Here is a 22,965-nt window from a genome sequence, read left to right as displayed (position 1 = left end):
ACGCCCGGTCCCATTCCGAACCCGGAAGCTAAGCCCTTCAGCGCCGATGGTACTGCACTCGACAGGGTGTGGGAGAGTAGGACACCGCCGAACACACATTAGAGAAGCCCCCCAACCATTCGTGGTTGGGGGGCTTTCTCGTACCCAAAACAAGCCCAAAACCATCTCCCCAACCCGCCCCCGGCATCGAGCGAACGGCACTTCCGTCGCCTCCAGCGAGATGAACGTACCGTTCACCCCGTACACGGCACCCCGGCCGCCAGTCGGCTCACCACCACCACCCCGGGATCGAGTGAACGACACTCTCACCCTCTTAGACGAGGGGAACGGTACGTTCACACCATCAGGGGCGGGAGCACGACTGAGGACGACAGGCGCTTTGCCCGGATCAGTCGAAGCCGTCGGCGGTGGCGGTTGCATACTTCGGCCGGCCGGTAGGCAGATACCGCTGAATCGTCACACCCTTTGGAGTGGCCCGCGATTCGGCCAGCTCGAGTGCGATGTCCGGTCCGGAGTCGGGAAAGAGTCGCGTGCCCTGGCCTAGGACCACCGGGGCGATCAGCAGGATCATCTCGTCGACGAGATTGTTCGCGAGAAGCCAGCGGCACAAGTTGCCACTGCCGTGCACCTGAATCTCACCGCCGGGTCTGGCTTTCAGTTCGCCGATCGCGGTGGCGGTGTCACCTGTGAGCGCGGTCGTGTTCTTCCATTGTGGATCGGTCAGCGTCGTCGACGCCAAATACTTCGGCCGCGAATTCAAGGCGCTGGCAATGGGGTTGACCTCCGGATTCTCGAACGCGCCCCAATAGTCGGCGAAGATGTCGTACGTGCGTCGGCCGAACAGGAACGCGTCAGCACGCTGGTAGACCTGGACGAGGAAAGTCATCGCTTCGGTGTCCACCAACGGCGCGGACCACCCGCCGCGCTCGAATCCACCACGCCGATCTTCGTCCGGCCCACCGAGTCCTTGCATCACCCCGTCGAGAGTGACGATGGTAAAGGTCGTCAGTTTCATAGTCGTACCCATCTCCCAGGCGTCGTCGGATTTCCGCTGTTCCGATATAGACCGACGAGAAGTGGGAAAGTCATCGAGCGAACGTGGCGTTCGTCGCCTTGGATCGACCGAAAGTGCCGTTCGCTCAGGGCAGGGCAGGGCAGGGCAGGGCAGGGCAGGGCAGGGCAGGGCAGGGGTTGGAGGTCAGGGCTGGACGGGGACCGAATCTGCCGGAGCGGCCTCGGACTCCAGGGCGTCGCAAGGAATCGCGAGCTCGGTCTGTTCGAGACGGCCACGAAGGGTGATGTTCTCGGTGATCGACCAGTGGGCAGCTTCGGCGCTGTCAGCGGCAGCCACAGCCCTTCCTGAAGCGGCGAGGTTACCCGGAACCGTCTTGGCGACCTCCGACAGGCGCGCTGCCTCGTTGACCGGATCACCGATGACGGTGTACTCGAATCTTTCTCGCGCACCGACGTTTCCGGCCACGGCAATACCCGCAGCGACGCCGATTCCCGCGCTTACTTCCGGAACTTCGGCACGCAGGCGCTGTTGAATCTTGCGGGCGGCGGCAAGTGCACTGCCGGCGTGATCGTCGAGTGTTGTCGGCGCTCCGAAGATCGCCAGCGCTGCGTCGCCCTCGAACTTGTTGACGAATCCACCGTGAGCATCGACCTCGTCGACGATGACGTCGAAGAATCGGTTGAGTAGAGCGACCACCGCGGTCGGGGAGTTGGTGGCCGCGATGGTGGTCGAACCGATGACGTCGACGAAGAGAACGGCAACGTCACGTTCTTCCCCGCCGAGCTCCGGGTTGCGGCGGACCGCGTTTGCGGCAACCTCGTGTCCGACGTGGCGCCCGAAGAGGTCGCGAATTCGCTCTCGTTCGCGCAGGCCCTCGGCCATGCGATTGAAGCCGGTCTGCAGCAGCCCCAGCTCGGTTCCGTCGTACACGACGACGGACGCGGTGAGGTCACCACGGGTGACTTGTTCCATGCCTCGTCGCACAGACCGAATGGGAGCCGCGGCGGACCGAATGTTGATGTACGTCAGCCCGAGTCCGACGCACAGTGTGATCCCGCCGATGACGAGGATCGCGGTCGCGAGTGCTTGCCACGAAGCGGGTCGGATGAAGCTGAAGACCGCTACGAGCATCAAGCCGGTGACGGGGACTCCGCTTCCGAGCAGCCAGACGAGGATTGTCCGGCCGGTCAGTCCGAGAACGGCAGCCTTGCGGGGTGCTCCGGATTCGAGTGCACGCGCAGCAATCGGGCGGAGTGCGAACTCGCTGAGCAGGTAGCAGAAGGCACATGTGGTGATACCGCTGAAAGCCACGGTGAACAGAACTTTCGGAATGGTGTCGGGGTCGACGATTCCGTACATGGTTGTGAAGGTGATGAGCGCGGCCGTCCACAGGACGGCTTGCACTCGGGTCAGTCTCCACGGCCCGCGCAGCGCCGCGCGTTGATTCTGCTCTGTCGGTGGGTGATCCTCGGTGGCCCACCGAAGATCCCGCATCAGCCGTTTGGTGCCCCACAGAAGTCCGATGAGAAAGACACACCCGATGAAGACGGGCACGGCAATGAAGTTGATCCACGCGAATTCGGGGTGGATGATCTCGGGTCCGGGAACCACGAATCCGACGAGCACGATCGCCAGTACCGCTCCGATCAGGTTGGTGACCAGGAGAGGGGCGGTCAGTAGTGCCTGGACGCGGATTCGGCGGCGCCTGGGGCTTTCGTCGGTGGATCCGAGCAGCCACGACCCCAGGGGCGCACTCGGGACACGGCTTCGCTGCATAGTGTGTCGAGAGTAGTCGTAATGATCGCTTAGGGTGGTCCGGTGCGCCTAGTTATTGCTCGTTGCCGTGTCGACTATGTGGGACGCCTGACCTCCCACCTCCCTACCGCAAGACGACTGCTGTTGGTCAAGGCCGACGGCTCGGTCAGCATTCATGCCGACGATCGGGCGTACAAGCCGCTCAACTGGATGAGTCCGCCGTGCTGGTTGGTCGAGACCACCGGAGACGGCGACGATGTCCTGTGGGTCGTCACCAACAAGGCAGGCGAGGAACTTCGGATCACTCTCGAAGAGGTCGAGCACGATTCGTCGTATGAACTCGGTCTCGATCCGGGTTTGATCAAGGACGGTGTCGAGGCACACCTTCAAGAACTTTTGGCGGAGCATGTCGAGACGCTCGGCCCCGGATACACCCTGGTGCGACGCGAGTACATGACGGCCATCGGGCCGGTCGACCTTCTGGTCCGTGACGCGGACGGCGCCTCGGTGGCGGTGGAGATCAAGCGGCGCGGCGAGATCGACGGTGTCGAGCAGTTGACGCGCTACCTGGAGTTGCTCAACCGCGATCCGCTCCTCGCACCGGTCACGGGAGTTTTTGCAGCGCAACAGATCAAGCCGCAGGCAAAGACTTTGGCGAACGATCGTGGAATCCGCTGCCTGGTCCTGGACTACGAGGCCTTGCGCGGCACCGAAAGCACCGAGTTCCGACTCTTCTGACGCTGTTTAGACTCGAACCATGCCGCGCCGCAAACCTTCGCCGAAGCAAACCCGTCGAACGGATCCTCGGCGTACTCAGAACTCGAGCGCTGAGTCGGCGTCACCTAGCGGTGTGTTGTTCGGCGGCGCGCTGGTCCGGGAGGAGCCAGGGCCGGGCGGTGAAATGTACATGGTGCGGCCGATACCCGGCTCCAACGCGACGAAGTTCTATCGGTGCCCCGGCTGTGATCACGACATCAGGCCGGGAGTCGCACACGTGGTGACCTGGCCTTCGGAACCGGGCGGCGCGAACGAGCGTCGGCACTGGCACACCGGGTGCTGGTCAGGCCGCGGAACTCGCAGCCTGACCAGAAGGTGGTCCTGAGCGCCGATCAGTTCCTGGACTGGGCTCGCTGCTCAACGGCGCGGGTGTCGATCTCGGCGGTGTTCGTCTCGTCCGAGTCCTCGAGAACGTCGTTTTCGTCGATACTCGGTTCTGCGTCGACCTTATCTGCGTCGGCCTTCTTGTCTTCGATCTCGAGATCTTCCTCGGCTTCGACGATGACCGGAGCAGGCGGTGAATCGAGAAGTTCGCTCTCGCGATTGACCGATGCGAGCATGGCCGGAACCGAATCGAGTTGTCCGCGAATTCCCAAGAGCTGGGCCAGGATTCGGCCGCGGAGAACGCGCAGTTCTTCGGTGAGTTCCTTCGCGTGAGCGATCTTGCGCTCGGATTGATCCGTCGCGGCTTGCAGCCTGCGCTGAGCTTCGTGTGACGCATCGGCGAGTCGACGCTCGGCCTCTGCCTTGCTCGACGACTCCAATTCATTGACGGCGGCGACGACCTTGGCGCGGCGCTCCGACATCGAGATGTCGAAGTCTTCGCGGATCTGGGTGCGCTTGGCCTCGGACTCGGCAGCCAGTCGATCCCGCTCGGCCTGTGCAGCTTCGACGATCCGGGCGGCTTCGGTACGGGCCTGCGCCATGGTCTGCTCGTGCATGGTTTCCATCGCGTTGCGACGGTCCTCGAGTTCGGCGATCAACGACTCGTAGTGTCCACGTAGGCGGGCGCCGTCCTGTTCGGCGATGGAGGTCATCTCGGCTGCGTCGGCCTCGGCCTTCGCGCGAACCTCCGAAGCTTCGTCGGAGGCAAGGCGGAGCATGCGGCTGATGCGATCGCTCATGCCCTCCGCAGTGGTGGGTGGAACGGAGAGACGGTCGACGTCCTTGCGGAGGTCGTCGATGTCGTCGCGTGCATCGTCGAGCTGCTTGGCAAGATCACGGGCCTGCGCGGCGGCAGCATCACGATCGGCTGCGGTAACGCGCAGCTCCGCGTCGAATCGCTCGAAGTAGTTACGTACCTCGTCACGGTCGTATCCCTTCCGTGCGATCTGGAACGGAAGTTGGATCGAACCGCGGTCCTGCTCGTATGCCATGGCGACAATCTACCTGGCATACGAGCTGGAGTCGGGTCTGCTAGTGGCTCGCGTCGGGTTCGACCAGTTCCACGAGGACGCCGCCGGCGTCCTTCGGGTGAATGAAGTTGATGCGCGAGTTGGCCGTACCGCGTCGGGGAGCGTCGTACAGCAACCGAACACCGCGGTCGCGAAGCTCGGCGGAGATCGCGTCGATGTCGGTGACTCGGTAGGCGAGCTGCTGGAGTCCGGGGCCGCTTCGGTCGATGAACTTGGCGATGGTCGAGTTCTCGTCCAGCGGCGCGAGCAGCTGAACGGCAGTGGATCCGGCGGGGGAGCCGACGACGGAGAGCATGGCCTCACGGACGCCCTGCGATTCGTTGATTTCCTCGTGGGTCGACACCATGCCCAGGTGCTGCGTGTACCACGCGATTGCCACGTCGAGATCGGGCACCGCGATTCCGACGTGATCGATCGCGACGACGAGGTCGGAGGACAAAGGCGCGAGTGCAGAACTGGGGGAGGTCTGTGTCATACCTTTCACGGTAGCGCTACCGTTTGAGGAGTACACGTCGGGATGTGACTTGGCTCTTAAGCCGCACGGAACCGACGACTATGTCTCTTTTGCAGCCGGAGGAAATCGTGACCAGTTCTGTGATTGTTGCGGGAGCTCGTACCCCGATGGGTCGACTCCTCGGATCGTTGAAGGACCTCTCCGGGTCCGACCTCGGCGGCATCGCCATCAAGGGCGCCCTCGACAAGTCCTCAGTCGCACCCGAGCAGGTCGAGTACGTCATCATGGGACAGGTCCTCACCGCCGGCGCCGGCCAGATGCCCGCCCGCCAAGCCGCCGTCGCCGCCGGCATCCCCATGAACGTGCCTGCCCTGAGCATCAACAAGGTGTGCCTGTCCGGCATCGACGCCATCGCCCTCGCCGACCAACTCATCCGCGCCGGCGAATTCGACATCGTCGTCGCCGGCGGGCAGGAATCGATGTCCCGCGCACCCCACATGCTCGAAAAAAGCCGCGAAGGCTTCAAATACGGCGACGTCACGATGCGCGACCACATGGCCTACGACGGCCTCCACGACATCTTCACCGACCAGGCCATGGGCCTGCTCACCGAACAGGTCAACCAACAAGAAACCGCCCACATCACCCGCGCCGAGCAGGACGCCTTCGCCGCCGCCTCACACCAGAACGCGGCCCGCGCCTGGAAAGACGGCTACTTCGACAACGAAGTCGTCCCCGTCTCCATCCCCCAACGCAAGGGCGACCCCATCGTCTTCGCCCAGGACGAAGGCATCCGCGCCGACACCACCACCGAATCCCTCGGCACACTGCGTCCCGCGTTCAGCAAGGACGGCACCATCACCGCCGGCTCCGCCTCCCCGATCTCCGACGGCGCCGCCGCCGTCGTGGTGATGAGCAAAACCAAAGCCGAAGAACTCGGCCTGACCTGGATCGCGGAAATCGGTGCCCACGGCGTCGTCGCCGGACCCGACTCCACCCTCCAGTCCCAGCCCGCCCGGGCCATCGCGAAGGCCTGCGCCAAGGAAGGTATCGACCCCACCGATCTCGACCTCGTCGAAATCAACGAAGCATTCGCCGCCGTCGGGATCGCCTCCACCCGCGAACTGGGCCTCGACCCCGCCAAGGTCAACGTCAACGGCGGCGCCATCGCCGTCGGACACCCCCTGGGCATGTCCGGTGCCCGCATCGCCCTGCACCTCGCCCTCGAACTGCAGCGCCGCGGCGGCGGCATCGGCGCAGCCGCACTCTGCGGCGGCGGCGGACAAGGCGACGCACTCATCGTCCGCGTCCCCAAGGCATAGGCACCCCCGGCACAAGCGTCACCCTAAATACACCCGAACGAACGCTCTCGCTCTGCGACGCCCCGTGGTTTTCCTCACACAACTACGGGGCGTCGTAGTTGTTCGGGCACAATGGCCTCATGGCGAACATCTTTGACGTATCCACTCCCGCGAAACGCTTCCGTCTGGTGGCGTGGTGGGAAGCTGTGACCTGGGCGGCCTTGCTGGTTGCCATGTTCTTCAAGTGGGTTCTCGGACACGAAGAAGCGATTCGCATCCCCGGAATGGTCCACGGCACCGCTGGCTTCCTGGTATTCATCGTTGTTGCGCTGCTGACCGCGTGGTCGCTCAAGTGGGACATCAAGACCACGATCCTTGCGCTGATCTCGAGCGTTCCGCCGTTCGGCACCGTCATCTTCGAACGCTGGGCAGTGCGAAACGGCAAGCTCGGTGAGCTGTCCACGGAGTTCGAGGCTGCCAAGGGCAACGCGGCGCTCGTCTGAGTGCTGCATCCCTCTACGTAGCTTCGCGCAACTCGTGACAAACTGGGAGTCGTGACTCGACCAGGTTCCAGGCCCCCCGCGCGTTCGTCCGCAGTTGCTGCCGCCATGAGCGGCGCAGTCGACTTGTCCGCCTTCAAAGAGCGGGCCACGGCCCCACCACCGCCGCGTAACACCAGCGGCGACGGGGCCGTTTCTGCTGTCTCCGGGGCAGTGATCGAGGTGACCGAGGAGAACTTCGAAAGCGAAGTCCTGCTCAAGTCGAGCCAGGTCCCGGTCATCGTCAACATCGGTGGCCGCGCATACGAGCCCTCGGTTGTCTTCACCGAAGTTCTCGAATCGTTTGCAGCGCGTGCCGGCGGCAAGTGGATTCTTGCCAACGTCGACGTCGACGTGAGTCCTCGCATCGCGCAGGCTTTCGGCGTCCAGTCGGTGCCGACGGTTGTTGCCGTCGCGGCCGGTCAGCCGTTGGCCGATTTCCAGGGCGCTCAGCCGGAGGCGCAGTTGAGCCAGTGGTTCGACGCAGTGCTCCAAGCTGTCGAGGGCAAGTTGAGCGGTCCTGTCCCCGAGGGTGACGAACCGGTGGAGGAGGTCGAGGATCCTCGATTCGTGGCCGCTGAAACCGCGCTCGACGAGGGTGATCTCGACAGTGCCATCGCCGCGTACCAGGTGATTCTCGACGCCGAACCCAACAATGCGGAGGCCAAAAGCGCTGTCCGCCAGGTGAAGTTCATGGCTCGGGTTCAGGGCGTCGATCCCGAGTCGATTGCGGCCGCGGATGCTGATCCGTCCAATCTCGAACTGCAGTTCGCAGCGGCCGATCTGGAAATGTTCGCGCAACAACCCGAGGCGTCGTTCGCCCGCTTGATCTCGGTGGTCTCGCGAACTGCCGGCGATGACAAGGCCGCAGCTCGCACGCACCTGCTCGAACTGTTCGAACTGTTCGACCCGGCAGAACCGATCGTCATCGCGGCCCGCCGTAAGTTGGCTTCCGCGCTCTACTGACGTGTGAACCGGCAGCCGCTACTCCGTGTAGCGGCTGTCGCACACTTCCCGGCCACCGAGTACGCCGGTCCGGAACGCGTCGACGCGCGCAAACCCGCTCGGAACCGTCTCGCCGTTGACGTCACTTGCGGCGAGGCCGTCGGTCAGCAGTCCTGATACGGCTTCGTCGAGGTCGCCAGGGGAGAGCGTGACCTGAGCTCCGGACGACGCGGCGTTGGTGGGGCTGAGCGCTGCGGTGATGACGCCGGACAGGCACGCGGCGCGCAAGGCAGTCTGCGGGGTGTCGAGTGATTGGCCGTTCTCCTTCTGCATCGCGAGGGTGTATCGCGACGCGAGCAGGACGTAGGCGTTGTAGTCGCCGGTGATGTTGGTTTGGATCAACTCGCGTCGTCCGACGCGGCCCGGCGTGCCGCGCTCGGCCAGTTCGTCGACGCTGATTCCGATGGTGTTCGTCGACGGGCAGTACGAGACAGGTTCGGTTGCAACAGCGTCGCTGCACCCGGTGTCCGCGCCGGAGAACACGACCTTCGGCGGCTCGGGTAGATCGAAGATCGCTTGGAAGGTCTTCACGAACTCGTCGAGGGTTGCCTCGGTGACCGGCAGTTCTCCGGAATCGTTGCCTTCGGCGAACTGCTGCGGTAGGTCTGCGCGTCGTGACTCGATCTCGTCGGCGTCCATCTTCGCGCAGGCGCCGGCGCCGTCGGTGAATCCGATCTGAGTGGCGGTGACGCGCTCGAAAGCCGAACCATGGTGGCTCTCAGGATCATTGGGGTCTTCGTCGCGGATGGCGACGGCCGAGGCCAACACCTTGTTGAGACCGTCGGAGGTGTTCATGGTGAAGTGTGCGGCCTTGTCCTCGGCGACGTGCCGCAAGAACGCCCCACCGAAACAGTCGGCTTGTTGTTCGCGCACCAGGGCGGCATCTCGTTTACCGCCGACGATCCCGGCTTTGCGCTGAACGGCATGGCCGTACTCGTGCGCGAAGATGAAGGCAACGGCCACTTCACCGAACTTCTCGCGTACCTCGGGCAGCAGCAGTTCGCGATCCCAACCGATGGTGTGATCGATGCTGCAATACCCGGCGTTGATGAGTTCTGCGGTGGTCTCCTCACAGAAGTCCGGGCCGTTCGATTCGGTGGGGTCCCACGAGATCAGCTCGTCCACCGGTTCGAAGGGCTTGTCGAACAGAGACGGGTACTCGGCGGACCAGTAGGTTTCGATGTCGGTGATTGCGTTGGCCGCCAGGGCGTCGATGTCCCCGCCGTCGGTGCCGGTGATTGCTCGGTCGGCGTTGGGGGCTCCTGGGCGCAACCCACTCGGTCCTGCCGTTGCGTCGAGTCCGGCGACGCGGAACGGATCGTGATAAATCGAGACGGCGTGGCCACTCGTTCCCTGGGCACAACCGGCGAGCAGTGCGGCCACTGCCAACAGTGACGACGTGACAATGACTACTCGCCGGCCGACCATCAACGCTCCAGACTTATCCAAATCGCTCCAGCAGCTGGCAGCGCCACCTGTGCGGAGGCTGGCCGACCGTGCCACGAACGCGACGTTGCCGTGACCGCTCCGAGGTTCCCGACTCCGGAGCCGCCGTACACCTCGGCATCGGTGTTGAGAATTTCCACCCATCGGCCGGGCTCTGGTAGCCCGACGCGGTAGCTCGAGTGTTCGCTGCCCGAGAAGTTGAACAGGCAGGCGACAATCGAACCGTCAGTACCGTAACGCAGAAAACTGAGGACGTTGTTCTCGGTGTCGTTGGCGTCGATCCAGGAGTATCCGCCGGGGGAGGTGTCGAGGGTCCACATAGCCGGATGGCGTCGGTACGCAGAGTTGAGATCGCCGACCAGTCGCTGGACGCCGCGATGGAGAGTGCCTGTGTACTGGTCGTCGAGCTGCCACCAGTCGAGGCCGCGTTCTTCGGACCATTCCGCGCTCTGGCCGAACTCTTGTCCCATGAACAGCAGTTGCTTGCCAGGATGCGCCCACATGTACGCGAGCAGTGAGCGCAGGCCGGCTGCCTTGGCGAAGTCGTTGCCGGGCATCCTCGTCCACAGAGTTCCCTTGCCGTGCACCACTTCGTCATGGCTGATCGGTAGCAGGTAGTTCTCGCTCCATGCGTACATCAGTGAGAAAGTGATCTCGTGATGATGGTAAGTCCGGTGCACCGGGTCGTGACCGAGGAACCCGAGAGTGTCGTGCATCCACCCCATGTTCCACTTCATGTTGAACCCGAGGCCACCGACATTGGTCGCCCGTGTAACTCCGGGCCACGCCGTCGACTCCTCGGCGACGGTGACGACCCCTCGATGATTCTTGTGAACGGTGGCGTTCATCTCCTGCAGGAACGCAACGGCTTCGAGATTCTCGCGGCCACCGTGAATGTTGGGAGTCCATCCACCTTCCGGGCGTGAGTAGTCCAGGTACAGCATGGAGGCGACGGCGTCGACGCGCAGTCCGTCGATATGGAACTCCTCGAGCCAGAACAATGCGTTGGCGACGAGGAAGTTCCGGACCTCGCGACGTCCGAAGTCGAATACGTATGTGCCCCAGTCCAACTGCTCGCCGCGACGCGGATCGGCGTGCTCGTACAGGGGAGTTCCGTCGAAACGAGCCAGGGCCCATTCGTCTTTGGGGAAGTGTGCAGGCACCCAGTCGACGATGACGCCTATCCCTGCGGCGTGCAAGTGGTCGACGAACCAGCGGAAGTCATCCGGGGTGCCGAAGCGGGAGGTCGGTGCGTAGTACGAGGTGACCTGGTATCCCCACGATCCACCGAACGGATGCTCGGAGACGGGTAGCAGTTCGACGTGGGTGAATCCGGTCTCGGTGACGTAGACGGCGAGTTGCTCGGCCATCTGCCGATAGTCGAGTCCCGGACGCCACGATCCGAGGTGCACCTCGTACACGCTCATCGGGGACTGCGAAGGATCGACACCGGCGCGGGTTTCCAGCCAGGCCGCGTCGTTCCACACATGGGAACTGGTGGTCACCCGCGACGCCGTCGCCGGCGGGACCTCGGTACCGAACGCCATGGGATCGGCCTTGTCGCGAACCGAGCCGTCGTGACCGTGGACCCGGAACTTGTACAGCGAACCGACTGCGATGTCGGGCAGGAAAATTTCCCAGACTCCGGTGGAACCGAGGACTCGCATGGGGGCGAATTGCCCACTCCACCCGTCGAAGTCGCCGACGACGGTGACGCCGCGGGCGGCCGGAGCCCAGACGGCGAACGAGGTGCCGTCGACGGGTCCGTCCGGCGTCTCGTAAGAACGCGGATGTGCACCGAGGATGTCCCACAGTCGTTCGTGCCGACCTTCGCCGAACAGGTGAAGGTCGAGTTCACCGAGAGTCGGCAGGAACCGATAAGGGTCGGCTGCGAGAACCGTGTGTCCACCCGGGTACGTCACGGAATAGCGATAGTCGATCAGGTCGGGGTAGGGGACCAGAGCCGCAAAGATTCCGTTCGAAACATGTTCGAGAGGAAAGTTTTTGCCGCCGATGACGGCGCTGACGGACTCGGCGTTGGGACGCAACGCTCGCAGAACGGTGCCGTCGGCGTGGGGATGGGCGCCGAGGACACTGTGCGGATCGTGATGTTCACCGCGCGCCAACAGCTCCAGATCGTGATTGTCCGGTGCGATACCCGAAGGGAACTTCTCGGTTGACATCACTTGCCTCCACCTGCGCGGTGCGCATTGCGTGCTTGGTAGGCCAGAGAGATCCGGGCCGGATACGGAACGGGTGGGAGCGCGAGGATGTGCGCCACCGAACGCCAGGGCTCGAGGCGGACGAAATTGGCTTGGCCCCAATTGAACTGCTCACCGGTTACCTCGTCGAGCACGGTCATGTGGTCGTGCCATTCGCGTCCGAGCGCCGGCATGTCCAACCAGACGGTGCCCTCTTCTGCCGCGAACGGGTTGAGGTTGATCACCGTCAAGACGGCGTCGCCGGTCGCGGCGTCGAACTTCGAGTAGGCGATCAAAGCGTCGTTGTCGATGTGGTGAAAGTGCAGGTTCCGCAACTGCTGCAGAGCAGGATGCGCACGCCGGATGCGGTTGAGCGCGGTGATCCACGGCTCGAGAGATTCGCCTCGCGCTGCGGCTTCGGCGAAGCGGCGCGGACGAAGTTCGTACTTCTCGGAGTCGATGTACTCCTCGCTGCCGGGGCGGACCGCTTGATGCTCGTAGAGTTCGTAACCGGAGTAGACGCCCCAGGTCGGCGCCAGGGTGGCGGCGAGAGCTGCTCGTAGCGCGAACATTCCGGGCCCACCGTGCTGGAGGGACTCGTGCAGAATGTCCGGTGTGTTCACGAAGAGGTTCGGACGGGCTTCGTCGGCCTTTGCCGCCAGCTCGTTGCCGAATTCGGTGAGTTCCCACTTCGCCACTCGCCAGGTGAAGTACGTGTACGACTGGGTGAATCCGCGTCGCGCCAGACCGTACATGCGCGCCGGACGAGTGAATGCCTCAGCGAGGAACAGAACGTCGGGGTCGGTCTTCTTGACCTCCGAGATGAGCGTCTCCCAGAAGTTGGGCGGCTTGGTGTGCGGGTTGTCGACCCGAAAGATCTTGACACCGGCGCTGATCCAGTGTCGGACGACTCGCAGAATTTCCTTGTCCAGGCCGCGAGGATCGGTGTCGAAGTTGATCGGGTAGATGTCCTGATACTTCTTGGGTGGGTTCTCGGCATAGGCGATGGTGCCGTCGGGAAGGACGTTGAACCACTCCGGATGCTTCTTGGCCCACGGATGATCCGGGGCGCACTGCAGCGCGAGATCCAGTGCCACTTCGAGATCCAGCTTGCGGGCCGTGGCGACGAAGGCCTTGAAATCCTTGAGCGTGCCGAGTTGCGGATGGACTGCGTCGTGCCCGCCGTCGACCGAGCCGATGGCCCACGGCGAGCCGACGTCACCGGGTTCGGGGGTGAGGGTGTTGTTGCGTCCCTTGCGGTTGATCTCGCCGATGGGATGGATCGGCGGAAGGTAGACGACGTCGAAACCCATTGCGGCGATGCGAGGCAGATCCTCGGCCGACGTGCGGAACGTCCCGTGTTGAGGCACCCCGTTCTCGTCCCATCCACCGGTGGAACGGGGGAAGAACTCGTACCAGGATCCGAACAGCGCGCGGTTGCGATCGACGACGACGGGGTGAGACTCGCCCTTGGTGACCAGTTCACGGAGCGGTGTGGCGCGGAGCAGTTCGGCCACGTCGGAGGCGAAGGCCGGAGCGACGCGAGCAGTCAGCGCCTGATCGCTGCGCAGCGACGCGGTGACGGCTTCGAGCCTGGACCGGTTGCCCCGCGGCACCTCGTGCGCGGCCTGTTCGAACAGGCGCGCACCGATTTCCAGGTCGTTGGCCAACTCGGCGGCGCCTTGCCCGACAGCCAGTTTTGCTTCCACCGCGTGCTTCCAGGTGGCGATGGGATCGCTCCACGCCTCGATCCGGAACGACCACATGCCTTCGGCGGACGGAGTGAAGACTGCATCGACGGTGTCCGGTTCGGTGCCGGGATCCATCGGAATGCGCAGCGGCTTGGTACCGCGCGGACCACGCACGACAAGAGTGGCGGAAATGGCGTCGTGGCCTTCTCGCCACACGGTGGCGTGCACCGGGAAGACTTCACCGACCACGGCCTTTGCCGGATAGTTACCCGAGATCTCGGGTACCACGTCGTCGATACCGAGGCGTCCTGACACGGGAAGCTCCATTTCTGATGATGGATCGCGGTAAAACTTTCTTTCGCCGCGTTCAACCGTAGTGGGTGTGGCGCCGGAGTGCTGATAACGACGAATGCGGGTCTGTCGGTGGTCAGGTCGGGTCGGGCATCAAGTTCCACCAGACAGAGTCCGACGAACTCGACTAGGGTTCGCGGGGTGAAAGCCTTGCGTCGGTTCACTGTCCGAGCCCACCTTCCGGAGCGCCTTGCCGCGCTCGGCCCCCTGTCCACCAACCTCCGGTGGTCGTGGCATCCCGAGACACAGGATTTGTTCTCGCGACTCGACCCCGAACTCTGGCAAGCAGTCCAGTTCGATCCGGTCCGCATGCTCGGGGAAGTCGACCCCGCCCGGCTCGACGAACTCAGCAGTGACGAGGCATTCCTCGGTGACCTCGACACTGCAGCAGCCGATCTCGACGCCTACCTGAGCACACCGCGCTGGTATCAGTCCCAGCAGGCCAAGGGCACGTCGCTGGCTGGCGGAATTGCGTACTTCTCCATGGAGTTCGGCGTCAGTGAAGTTCTGCCCAACTACTCGGGCGGATTGGGCATCCTTGCCGGCGATCATCTCAAGGCCGCGTCCGACCTGGGTCTGCCGCTCATCGGCGTCGGATTGCTCTACCGATCCGGTTACTTCCGCCAGTCCCTGACTGCCGACGGTTGGCAGGCCGAGCATTACCCGCCCCATGATCCTCAAGGGTTGCCTCTTCGTTTGCTGACGGACGCAGGCCCGGCTTCCGACGACGGATCGCCGGTCGTCATTCACGTCGCGATGCCCGGTGGACGAGTCCTGCGTGCGCGAGTGTGGATTGCTCAGGTCGGACGAGTGCCGTTGCTGCTGCTCGATTCCGACATCGCCGAGAACGACGCGGACCTGCGCGGCGTCACGGACCGTCTCTACGGCGGGGACCAGGATCACCGCATCAAGCAGGAGATCCTTGCGGGTATCGGCGGCGTCCGCGCGGTGCGTGCCTACACCGCGGCCTACGGATTGCCCGATCCCGAGGTGTTCCACATGAACGAGGGGCACGCCGGATTCCTCGGCATCGAACGGATTCGGGAACTTGTCACCACCAGCGGTCTGGACTTCGATTCGGCTCTGGCCGCGGTTCGCGCCGGAACCGTCTTCACGACGCACACGCCCGTTCCCGCCGGAATCGACCGCTTCCCGGCGGATCTGGTCCGTCACTACTTCGGTGGCGCGAACGGCGAGAACGAATCGACCCTGCTTCCCGGTCTGACCGTCGACCGCATAGTCGGGATGGGGCGCGAATCCGATCCGTCGATCTTCAACATGGCGCACATGGGCCTTCGCCTGGGTCAGCGCGCCAACGGCGTCTCGAAGTTGCACGGCATCGTCAGCCGCGACATGTTCAACGGACTCTGGCCGGGCTTCGACGCCGACGAGGTGCCGATCGGTTCGGTCACCAACGGTGTTCACGCGCCGACGTGGGCGGCGCCGGAGTGGATGGACGTGGCCAGGCGGATCGTCGGTCAGGAGCAACTCGAAGAAGCACGCGGGTGGGAGCGCCTGCACGAGTTGTCGGCCGCCGAACTGTGGGAAACACGTAATGCGTTGCGCGGCAAGTTGGTCGACGAGGTGCGTCGTCGCGTCCGCGCGTCGTGGCTCGAGCGGGGCGCCACCGAAGCCGAACTCGGCTGGACCGCTGGAGTATTCGATCCGAACGTCTTGACCGTCGGCTTCGCCAGGCGCGTTCCGACGTACAAGCGGTTGACGCTGATGCTGCGTGATCCCGAGCGTCTGCGTGCGATGTTGCTCGACGAGAAGCGTCCGGTGCAGTTGGTCGTGGCCGGTAAGTCGCACCCCGCCGACGACGGTGGCAAGGCGCTCATCCAGCAGGTCGTGCGATTCGCCGACGAAGCGGATGTGCGTCATCGCATCGTCTTCCTGCCCGACTACGACATGTCGATGGCGCGGTACCTCTACTGGGGCTGCGACGTGTGGCTCAACAACCCCCTTCGACCACTCGAGGCGTGCGGTACTTCCGGTATGAAGTCCGCGCTCAACGGCGGCCTCAACCTCTCCATTCGCGACGGATGGTGGGACGAGATGTACGACGGCGAGAACGGGTGGGCCATTCCGACGGCCGACGGTGTCCTCGACGACGTGCGGCGTGACGATCTGGAAGCCAGCGCACTCTACGAACTTCTCGAGCATGCGGTACTGCCGACGTTCTACGACCGTGATGCTGCCGATCTGCCGACGCGCTGGGTCGAGAGGGTTCGCCATACCCTCGAGAATCTGGGCCCGAAGGTGTTGGCATCACGCATGGTTCGTGACTATGCGGTCGACTACTACGCCCCTTCGGCGGGATCAGCTCGCGCTGTGGTGGCCGACGATTTTGCCGGCGCCCGTGAGGTGGCCGAGTTCCGTCGCCGTATCGAATCGCAGTGGCCGTCGGTTGCGGTCGAGCAGGTGGACGGTTCCGGTTTGCCGGACACCCCGGAGATCGGTGCGACCATCTCGTTGAAGGCCAAGGTTCGCCTCGGCGGCCTGTCGGTCTCGGATGTCGAGGTCCAGGCGGTCCTCGGGCGCGTGAGCCCGGGTGAGGAACTCACCGACGTGGTGACGTTCCCGATGACGCACTTCGGCGCCGAGGACGGAATCGAGATCTTCGAAGCCGAGGTTGCGCTTCCGGTTTCGGGTTCCGTGGGCTACACCGTGCGGGTGTTGCCGCATCACCGGTTGTTGGTCAATGCGTCCGAACTCGGATTGGTGACCACTCCGAACGCCTGACGTAATACATTCTGCCCCGGTCCGTTCAGTCGGTACCGGGGCAGAACTGTGCCCGGGTGAAAACCGGGTCAGGGACGTGAGTCGCGGATGCGGGTGAGCGCCTTGCGGACGACTTCGGGGTTGGTCGTCTCCCAGAACGGAGGCAGTGATGCGCGAAGGTAACCCGCGTATCTGGCCGTTGCCAGACGTGGATCGAGCACGGCCACCACGCCCTTGTCGTCGGTGCTGCGAAGCAGACGGCCCACGCCCTGTGCCAGGAGCAGTGCGGCGTGATTGGCCGAGACGCTGAGAAAGCCGTTACCGCCATGGGATTCGATAGCTTGCTGACGAGCCATCAACAGTGGATCGTCCGGGCGCGGGAACGGAATGCGGTCCAAGATGACGAGGCTCAGCGAGGGCCCCGGGACGTCGACGCCCTGCCACAGGGACAACGTGCCGAACAGTGACGTGGGTTCGTCCTTGGCGAAGGCCTTGACGAGGGTGCCGGTGGCGTCGTCGCCCTGGCACAGGATGGGGGTGTCGAGGCGTTCGCGCATCGCCTCCGAGGCGGCTTTGGCGGCGCGCATCGACGAGAACAGGCCGAGGGTGCGTCCGCCCGCAGCCTCGACGAGTTCGGCGATCTCGTCGAGATAGACAGGGGAGAGGCCGTCGCGGCCGGGGGTGGGCAGGTGCCGGGCAATGTAGATGATACCGGCCTTGGCGTGGTCGAACGGTGACCCGACGTCGAGTGAGTTCCAGCGGAAAGCCGAAGCGTCAGAAGGGGCTTCGGTGCCGATGGCGGTACCCGAGTCGGGGCGCACCGACGATTCCGCGGGCAGACCCCAGTTGACGGCGAGCCCGTCGAACGATCCGCCGACGGTCAGTGTCGCAGAGGTGAGAACGACGGTCGATTCGGCGAACAGTCTCGAGCGCAGCAGACCGCCGACGGAAAGCGGAGCCATCCGGACCGAGCGCCGCACCGATCCGCGGAACTCGTCCGAGGACAGCCAGACGACGTCCTTTCGCTTGGCCGGGTCGGGTTCGTCGAAGGCTGTGAGGATGCGAACGGCGCTGTCGTGGACGTCGTCGACGGATGAGAGCGCGGCGTTGCGGGCGGCCGCAGCTTCGGGGTCTGCTGCTGCCATGCCAGGTTTGGCCGGGCCGATAGCGGTGCGCAGCGACCAGGCCGCGTCGCGGATTGCGGCCAGTGCGGGCGCCGCCCCGTCCGGGAGGCCTTCCCATCGACCTGGACGCAATTCCTCGAGGAGCCCCGCCCAACCCTCGCCGGCAGCTTCGAGTCGGTCGGCGTCCTGTTCTTCGGCGATCTTGCCGCAACGCCTGGCCGCCGCACTGATCGAAGAGGCCGTGAGATCCGCCGTCGCCAGGCCGGTGACGCGGTCGACCAACTCGTGAGCTTCGTCGATCACCACGACGTCATGGTCGGGCAGAATCTGAATGCCGGTGATGGCGTCGATGGCGAGCAGTGCGTGGTTGGTGACGACTACGTCGGCCTTCGACGCCTCGACGCGGGCGCGCTCGGCGAAGCAGTCCTCACCGACGGGGCACTGGTTCTTGCCGATGCATTCGCGGGAGGTGACGCTGACCTGCCGCCACGCCTGATCGGACACACCTGGCACCAATTCGTCACGATCACCGGTTTCGGTGTCGGAGGACCATTCGGTGAGGCGGACAACCTCCCGGCCGAGACGCGAGACCGTGAACGGATCGAACAGCTCGTCCTCGGGCGGCTGCTCGGACGCACCCGTGTGAATCTTGTTCATGCACAGGTAGTTGTTGCGGCCCTTGAGGATTGCGAACTCTGCGCGTCGGCCGAGTGGTTTCTTCAGGGCATCGGCGAGCCGTGGCAGGTCTCGATCGACGAGCTGACGCTGAAGCGCGATGGTAGCGGTGGACACGACGACGGTGCGCCCCGATTCGACCGCGTGGCGCAGGCTCGGAACGAGGTAGGCGAGTGACTTACCGGTACCGGTGCCGGCCTGAACGGCCAGATGCTCGCCCGTGTCGATCGAGTGCGCCACGGCCGACGCCATCGTCAGCTGGCTGGTTCGTTCGGCACCGCCGAGCGACCGCACCGCTGTCTGGAGCAGTTCGGGAACGTTCGGGAGTTGATCGGCCACCCACGAAGGTTAATGGATCCCTACGTCAGAAACGTCCACGGATGATTCCCGGGGTAGTCCCCCGGCAATCGAGTCTTCTTCCGACGCGGCCTCGTCTCGCCCGATCAGCTGCACTCCCGCCTCCCGCATCTGCACCAATGCCGACTCGATCGTGGCGGTCGACACACCAGCGGTGAAGGGGAGAAGGACTGTCGTGCCGAATCCTGCGCGCGCCGCATCGATGGCCGTGGCCTTGACGCAGTGATCGGTGGCAATGCCGATCACGTCGACGTCGGTGATCTCGTGGGAGCGGAGCCAGTCCTCGAGCGTCGTGCCGTCCTCGGCTGCTCCTTCGAAACCGGAGTAAGCCGCGCTGTAGGCGCCCTTGGAAAAGATCGCCGAACCGGCGACGGAGGCGTCGAATGCCGGATGGAACTCGGCGCCGGCAGTCCCGACGACGCAGTGAACCGGCCAACTGTCGACGAAGTCGGGAGTCTCGGAGAAATGCGCCCCCGGGTCGATGTGGAAATCGCGGGTCGCGACTACAGCGTCGTACTCGTGCGAGTTCACGAAATCGTTGACGGCCGCCGCAACCGCAGCGCCGCCGTCGACTGCGAGGGCGCCACCTTCACAGAAATCGTTCTGAACGTCGACGACGATCAGTGCTTTTGCGCTCACCGGTGCTCACCTCCGGAGAATCGAACGGGCACAGCCGAGTCTCCGCGTGAAAGCTTGAGCCCTTCCCACGGCAGGCTCACGAGCCCGGCTTTCAGAACTGCGCGGCTCTCTTCGAGTGTCGGTGCGCTCTCGACGACCTTGCCTTCACGAACCAGCGGGATCAACAGTTCGGTCGCGCCGTCCGCTTCGGAAACCGGTGACGGTGAGCCGGCGGGGTAGATGACTTCTTCGACGATCGTTCCGGTCGGGCGCACTACGCGCAGTGCTTTCTTGGCGCCGCCGCGAGATGCCTTGTTGGTACTTCTCTTCTCGACGGCAATCCCGTCGACCTCGACAAGTTTGTAGACCATGCCGGCGGTGGGGGCTCCTGATCCGGTGACCAGTGAAGTACCGACGCCGTACGAGTCGACGGGTTCGGCGCGCAGGGCTGCGATGGCGTACTCGTCCAGGTCGCCGGAGACGACGATGCGCGTCTTGGTGGCCCCGAGGTCGTCGAGTTGTTGGCGTACCTGGCGAGCAAGGACGCCGAGGTCACCGGAATCGATGCGCACTCCGCCCAGTTCGGGACCGGCAACGGCGACAGCCGTTTTCACACCCTCGGTGATGTCGTAGGTGTCGACCAACAACGTGGTGGACACGCCGAGAGCGGCGACCTGACCGCGGAATGCCGCCGCCTCGTCCGGACCGTCTTCGGTGGTGTGCAGCAGGGTGAAGGCGTGTGCACTCGTTCCCGCGCTGGGCACGTCGTGACGCCGCGCGGCTTCGAGGTTGGAGGTGGCGTCGAAACCGGCAATATACGCGGCACGTGAAGCGGCAACCGCTGCCTGTTCGTGTGTACGACGCGAGCCCATCTCGATCATTCGTCGACCGCCCGCTGCGCTGACCATCCGGGCTGCGGCCGAAGCGATCGCGCTGTCGTGGTTGAGGATCGAGAGAATCAAGGTTTCGAGGATGACGCACTCGGCGAACGTTCCGCGGACCGAGAGGATCGGTGATCCGGGGAAGTAGAAGTCGCCCTCACGGTAACCGTCGATGTCGCCGGAGAATCGGTAGTTGCGCAGCCACTCGACGGTCGTGTCGTCGAGGAATTTCGCAACGATCGCCAGTTCCGGTTCACCGAATCGGAACTGCTCGAGCGCGTCGAGTAAGCGCTCGGTACCGGCGACGACGCCGTAGCGACGACCGTCTGGCAGCCGCCGTGCGAATACCTCGAAACTGCAGTTGCGGAAGGCAGATCCGTCGGCGAGAGCCGCCGAGAGCATGGTCAGTTCGTACTGATCGGTGAGCAGTGCGGTGCTGGCACCGGCGTCGCGGATGTCGGAAATTTGCGTAGGCACGCACACAACTCTATGCGCGAGACGACGTGGGTGGGTGTTGTCGCCTCTCGTCGCGCCGTACCCTGGATACATGGTTTTCGGCGGCGCGACCGTGTCCGACACTTACTCGGCGAACGTAACGATGAGAGGCGCTACGGCTTCTTCTCCTCAAGCCACGCCCGAGCAGTCGGAGGCTGTTGCGACCATCGAAGCCGCCGATCGGCCCTGGGTGACCATCGTCTGGGACGACCCGGTCAATCTCATGCACTACGTGACTTACGTGTTCCAGAAGCTGTTCGGCTACAGCAAAGCCAAGGCCACCGATCTGATGATGCAGGTTCATTCGGAGGGCAAGGCCGTCGTCTCGAGCGGTTCGCGAGACAAGATGGAAGCCGATGTGCGTCGCCTCCACGCGGCCGGTCTCTGGGCCACCATGCAACGCGACGACACCTGAGAACCATTATTTCGACCGAATTGTTCGCCCAACTCGTAGACGGGAGTCCGACGCGTGCGGACGTGGAGTAGGAAGAGTTCACTCGGCGGAGTGAAGTTCAAGTCCGAGATGGACGGTCACGAAGCGGCGGTTCTACGCTCCCTCGTGGAGTCGGTGACCGGGCTTCTCGACGAGCGTGCGTCTTCGGCGCCGCAAGACGAGCTCGCCGCGCTGACCGGCCTTCGGACCGGCAATTCCGAGACACCCGACAATCCGGTGTTGGCGCGGCTGCTTCCCGACTTCCAGCGCACCGACCCGGACAAGGTCACCCCGAACAGTGACGATCTCGACGACGCGGGTGCCAATGTCAATGGTGCCCTGCGCAGTCTGCACGAGCCCGAGATCATCGACGCCAAACGCGAGTCCGCCCGTACGTTGTTGGCCTCGCTTCCCGAGGCCGGCGGCAAGGTCGTTCTCACGCAGGAACAGGCCGATGCCTGGTTGTCCTCGCTCAACGACGTCCGTCTCGCGCTCGGAACCAATCTCGGCATCGACGCCGACACCCCGGAGAGCCTCGAACCCGACGACCCGCGTGCCCCGCATCTCGACGTCTATCACTGGTTGACATGGATGCAGGACTCCCTCGTCCAGGCGCTCATGCCATGACTACGACGCGGACCGGGCCCACTGATTCACTGACAGATGTCGCCGGCCTCGCAGTCGGCCATCACCACAAGCTCGACGATGCCGTCACCCTCGGAAGCGGCGCAGCCACCGGCTGCACAGTCGTGCTCGCGTCGGCCGGTGTGGTTGCCGGAGTCGACGTCCGGGGCGGCGGGCCTGGTACCCGAGAGACCGACCTTCTCGACCCGAGCCATTCGGTTCAGCAGGTCAACGCGGTGCTGTTGACCGGCGGTAGCGCGTACGGATTGGCCGCGGCCGACGGCGTGATGCGCTGGCTCGAGGAACACGATCACGGGATCGCGATGGGGGCTCCCGGTCAGGTGGTACCGATCGTCCCCGGCGCTGTGATCTTCGATCTGCCGGTGGGGGACTGGACCGTTCGTCCGACCGGAGACTTCGGATTCCTCGCAGCCGACACCGCTTCGCGCGAATTCGCCACGGGCACGGTCGGTGCCGGAGTAGGCGCGAGAGCCGGAGCGCTCAAGGGTGGGGTGGGAACGGCGAGCGTCGTGATCGCCGACGGCCCCGCCGAGGGCACGACGGTCTCCGCTGTGATCGTGGCGAACCCGGTGGGTTCGGTCTTCGACCCTCGAACAGGTTTGCCGTGGGGCGTCGGCTCGGACGGGGCGGAGTCGTTCGGCCTCAGGGTTCCCGACGCGTCCGAACTTGCGGCGGCCAATGCCGTCGCAGCCAAGGGCACCGTCCTCAACACCACGATCGGCGTCGTCGCCACCGACGCCGCCCTGACCAAAGCCGGGTGCCGACGCGTCGCTGTCGCCGGTCACGACGGTCTGGCGCGAGCGATTCGGCCCGCACATTCACCGCTCGACGGTGACACGATCTTCGCGCTCGCCACCGGTGATCACACTCCGAATTCGGAGATCGCGGTTCCGGCAGCTTTCCCGAGCGATCTGCCGATACTCGACGCGGTATGCGCGGCTTCGGCGCAGGTGGTCGAACGGGCGATCGTGAAGGCGATTCTGGACGCCACGTCGGTTGCCGGAATCCCGAGCTACCGCGAACTCTTTCCGTCGGCATTTCTCTAGGCAGCGCTCCTGGAATCGGC

19 protein-coding genes and 1 rRNA gene are annotated in these 22,965 nt (G+C 64.4%); 10 read left to right on the top strand and 10 right to left on the bottom strand.

What is annotated here, in order from left to right; genetic code table 11:
• Nucleotides 1-93 (top strand): 5S ribosomal RNA (rrf, locus tag ACFQ6Y_RS23320); the annotation flags it as partial.
• 295 nt (nt 94-388) lie between these two features.
• Here rrf and ACFQ6Y_RS23315 read toward each other — a convergent pair.
• Together ACFQ6Y_RS23315 and ACFQ6Y_RS23310 are read right to left on the bottom strand one after the other, a co-directional pair.
• Nucleotides 389-1,015, bottom strand: a complete 627-nt coding sequence (locus ACFQ6Y_RS23315) for a dihydrofolate reductase family protein (protein WP_378637656.1) — start codon at nt 1,013-1,015, stop codon at nt 389-391.
• Nucleotides 1,016-1,198: 183 nt separating this feature from the next.
• Complete coding sequence (locus ACFQ6Y_RS23310; protein WP_378450098.1) at nt 1,199-2,791, bottom strand: adenylate/guanylate cyclase domain-containing protein; 1,593 nt, start codon at nt 2,789-2,791, stop codon at nt 1,199-1,201.
• 42 nt (nt 2,792-2,833) lie between these two features.
• Between ACFQ6Y_RS23310 and nucS the strand changes: the two genes are divergently transcribed.
• On the top strand, nt 2,834-3,508 hold the full coding sequence (nucS, locus tag ACFQ6Y_RS23305) for an endonuclease NucS (protein ID WP_064444085.1): 675 nt from the start codon (nt 2,834-2,836) through the stop codon (nt 3,506-3,508).
• Between the two features lie 19 nt (nt 3,509-3,527).
• The gene (locus ACFQ6Y_RS23300; RefSeq protein WP_378537840.1) at nt 3,528-3,872 is read left to right on the top strand and encodes an ATP/GTP-binding protein; all 345 of its coding nucleotides are present in this window, start codon (nt 3,528-3,530) and stop codon (nt 3,870-3,872) included.
• A 7-nt stretch (nt 3,873-3,879) separates the two neighbouring features.
• Here the strand turns inward: ACFQ6Y_RS23300 and ACFQ6Y_RS23295 are convergent, their stop codons facing one another.
• Entirely contained in the window at nt 3,880-4,923 is a 1,044-nt protein-coding gene (locus ACFQ6Y_RS23295; protein ID WP_378637652.1) for a hypothetical protein, read from the bottom strand.
• A 40-nt stretch (nt 4,924-4,963) separates the two neighbouring features.
• A complete protein-coding gene (gene mce, locus ACFQ6Y_RS23290; protein WP_037131968.1) occupies nt 4,964-5,437 on the bottom strand; it encodes a methylmalonyl-CoA epimerase in 474 nt (157 codons plus the stop codon).
• Nucleotides 5,438-5,544: 107 nt separating this feature from the next.
• Here mce and ACFQ6Y_RS23285 point away from each other — a divergent pair, with 107 nt between their 5' ends.
• The 3 genes from ACFQ6Y_RS23285 (at nt 5,545) to ACFQ6Y_RS23275 (ending at nt 8,222) form a co-directional block, all read left to right on the top strand.
• A complete protein-coding gene (locus tag ACFQ6Y_RS23285) occupies nt 5,545-6,738 on the top strand; it encodes an acetyl-CoA C-acetyltransferase (protein ID WP_378637643.1) in 1,194 nt (397 codons plus the stop codon).
• A gap of 119 nt (nt 6,739-6,857) precedes the next feature.
• On the top strand, nt 6,858-7,220 hold the full coding sequence (locus ACFQ6Y_RS23280) for a DUF3817 domain-containing protein (protein ID WP_230814089.1): 363 nt from the start codon (nt 6,858-6,860) through the stop codon (nt 7,218-7,220).
• 105 nt (nt 7,221-7,325) lie between these two features.
• Nucleotides 7,326-8,222, top strand: coding sequence for a co-chaperone YbbN (locus tag ACFQ6Y_RS23275; protein ID WP_378637693.1), 897 nt, complete (start codon nt 7,326-7,328; stop codon nt 8,220-8,222).
• 18 nt (nt 8,223-8,240) lie between these two features.
• Here the strand turns inward: ACFQ6Y_RS23275 and ACFQ6Y_RS23270 are convergent, their stop codons facing one another.
• The 3 genes from ACFQ6Y_RS23270 to ACFQ6Y_RS23260 are packed head-to-tail and all read right to left on the bottom strand — an operon-like array spanning nt 8,241 to nt 13,914.
• A complete protein-coding gene (locus tag ACFQ6Y_RS23270; protein ID WP_378637690.1) occupies nt 8,241-9,689 on the bottom strand; it encodes a neutral zinc metallopeptidase in 1,449 nt (482 codons plus the stop codon).
• Nucleotides 9,689-11,890: a 1,4-alpha-glucan branching protein GlgB gene (gene glgB / locus ACFQ6Y_RS23265; protein WP_378637639.1), complete on the bottom strand. Its 2,202-nt coding sequence runs from the start codon at nt 11,888-11,890 to the stop codon at nt 9,689-9,691. The genes ACFQ6Y_RS23270 and glgB overlap by 1 nt, the downstream gene beginning before the upstream one ends.
• Nucleotides 11,890-13,914 (bottom strand): alpha-1,4-glucan--maltose-1-phosphate maltosyltransferase, encoded by a 2,025-nt coding sequence (locus ACFQ6Y_RS23260; protein WP_378637634.1) that lies wholly within the window; start codon nt 13,912-13,914, stop codon nt 11,890-11,892. The genes glgB and ACFQ6Y_RS23260 overlap by 1 nt, the downstream gene beginning before the upstream one ends.
• 177 nt (nt 13,915-14,091) lie before the next feature.
• Between ACFQ6Y_RS23260 and glgP the strand changes: the two genes are divergently transcribed.
• Nucleotides 14,092-16,692: an alpha-glucan family phosphorylase gene (gene glgP / locus ACFQ6Y_RS23255; RefSeq protein WP_378637629.1), complete on the top strand. Its 2,601-nt coding sequence runs from the start codon at nt 14,092-14,094 to the stop codon at nt 16,690-16,692.
• A 68-nt stretch (nt 16,693-16,760) separates the two neighbouring features.
• Here the strand turns inward: glgP and ACFQ6Y_RS23250 are convergent, their stop codons facing one another.
• From ACFQ6Y_RS23250 to ACFQ6Y_RS23240, 3 genes are read right to left on the bottom strand one after another with little or no spacing between them, the layout of a single operon-like run.
• Nucleotides 16,761-18,809 (bottom strand): ATP-dependent DNA helicase, encoded by a 2,049-nt coding sequence (locus ACFQ6Y_RS23250; protein WP_378637624.1) that lies wholly within the window; start codon nt 18,807-18,809, stop codon nt 16,761-16,763.
• Nucleotides 18,810-18,818: 9 nt separating this feature from the next.
• On the bottom strand, nt 18,819-19,466 hold the full coding sequence (locus ACFQ6Y_RS23245) for an isochorismatase family protein (RefSeq protein WP_378637620.1): 648 nt from the start codon (nt 19,464-19,466) through the stop codon (nt 18,819-18,821).
• On the bottom strand, nt 19,463-20,803 hold the full coding sequence (locus tag ACFQ6Y_RS23240) for a nicotinate phosphoribosyltransferase (RefSeq protein ID WP_378537858.1): 1,341 nt from the start codon (nt 20,801-20,803) through the stop codon (nt 19,463-19,465). Before ACFQ6Y_RS23240 ends, ACFQ6Y_RS23245 begins: the two co-directional genes overlap by 4 nt.
• A gap of 121 nt (nt 20,804-20,924) precedes the next feature.
• On the opposite strand from ACFQ6Y_RS23240, the gene clpS reads away from it, so the two are divergent.
• Genes clpS through ACFQ6Y_RS23225 form a run of 3 tightly spaced genes read left to right on the top strand, consistent with a single transcriptional unit; the run spans nt 20,925 to nt 22,945 of the window.
• Nucleotides 20,925-21,236: an ATP-dependent Clp protease adapter ClpS gene (gene clpS, locus ACFQ6Y_RS23235; RefSeq protein WP_029255695.1), complete on the top strand. Its 312-nt coding sequence runs from the start codon at nt 20,925-20,927 to the stop codon at nt 21,234-21,236.
• A 54-nt stretch (nt 21,237-21,290) separates the two neighbouring features.
• Entirely contained in the window at nt 21,291-21,881 is a 591-nt protein-coding gene (locus ACFQ6Y_RS23230) for a DUF2017 domain-containing protein (RefSeq protein ID WP_214886774.1), read from the top strand.
• The gene (locus ACFQ6Y_RS23225; RefSeq protein WP_378637616.1) at nt 21,878-22,945 is read left to right on the top strand and encodes a P1 family peptidase; all 1,068 of its coding nucleotides are present in this window, start codon (nt 21,878-21,880) and stop codon (nt 22,943-22,945) included. Before ACFQ6Y_RS23230 ends, ACFQ6Y_RS23225 begins: the two co-directional genes overlap by 4 nt.
• Nucleotides 22,946-22,965 lie beyond the last annotated feature (20 nt).

It is taken from the genome of Rhodococcus sp. NPDC056516 (assembly GCF_042794655.1).
Classification (GTDB): Bacteria; Actinomycetota; Actinomycetes; order Mycobacteriales; family Mycobacteriaceae; genus Rhodococcus_F.
The sequence above is the reverse complement of the archived record's forward strand: the minus strand, read 5'-3'. Positions and strand labels throughout refer to the sequence as shown.

Excerpts from the sequence above, each read along its gene's own strand:
- ACFQ6Y_RS23315 (WP_378637656.1), bottom strand. The coding sequence starts at position 1,015 with ATGAAACTGACGACCTTTACCATCGTCACTCTCGACGGGGTGATGCAA.
- ACFQ6Y_RS23310 (WP_378450098.1), bottom strand. The coding sequence starts at position 2,791 with ATGCAGCGAAGCCGTGTCCCGAGTGCGCCCCTGGGGTCGTGGCTGCTC.
- ACFQ6Y_RS23300 (WP_378537840.1), top strand. The coding sequence starts at position 3,528 with ATGCCGCGCCGCAAACCTTCGCCGAAGCAAACCCGTCGAACGGATCCT.
- ACFQ6Y_RS23295 (WP_378637652.1), bottom strand. The coding sequence starts at position 4,923 with ATGGCATACGAGCAGGACCGCGGTTCGATCCAACTTCCGTTCCAGATC.
- mce (WP_037131968.1), bottom strand. The coding sequence starts at position 5,437 with ATGACACAGACCTCCCCCAGTTCTGCACTCGCGCCTTTGTCCTCCGAC.
- ACFQ6Y_RS23280 (WP_230814089.1), top strand. The coding sequence starts at position 6,858 with ATGGCGAACATCTTTGACGTATCCACTCCCGCGAAACGCTTCCGTCTG.
- ACFQ6Y_RS23275 (WP_378637693.1), top strand. The coding sequence starts at position 7,326 with ATGAGCGGCGCAGTCGACTTGTCCGCCTTCAAAGAGCGGGCCACGGCC.
- ACFQ6Y_RS23270 (WP_378637690.1), bottom strand. The coding sequence starts at position 9,689 with ATGGTCGGCCGGCGAGTAGTCATTGTCACGTCGTCACTGTTGGCAGTG.
- glgB (WP_378637639.1), bottom strand. The coding sequence starts at position 11,890 with ATGTCAACCGAGAAGTTCCCTTCGGGTATCGCACCGGACAATCACGAT.
- clpS (WP_029255695.1), top strand. The coding sequence starts at position 20,925 with ATGAGAGGCGCTACGGCTTCTTCTCCTCAAGCCACGCCCGAGCAGTCG.
- ACFQ6Y_RS23225 (WP_378637616.1), top strand. The coding sequence starts at position 21,878 with ATGACTACGACGCGGACCGGGCCCACTGATTCACTGACAGATGTCGCC.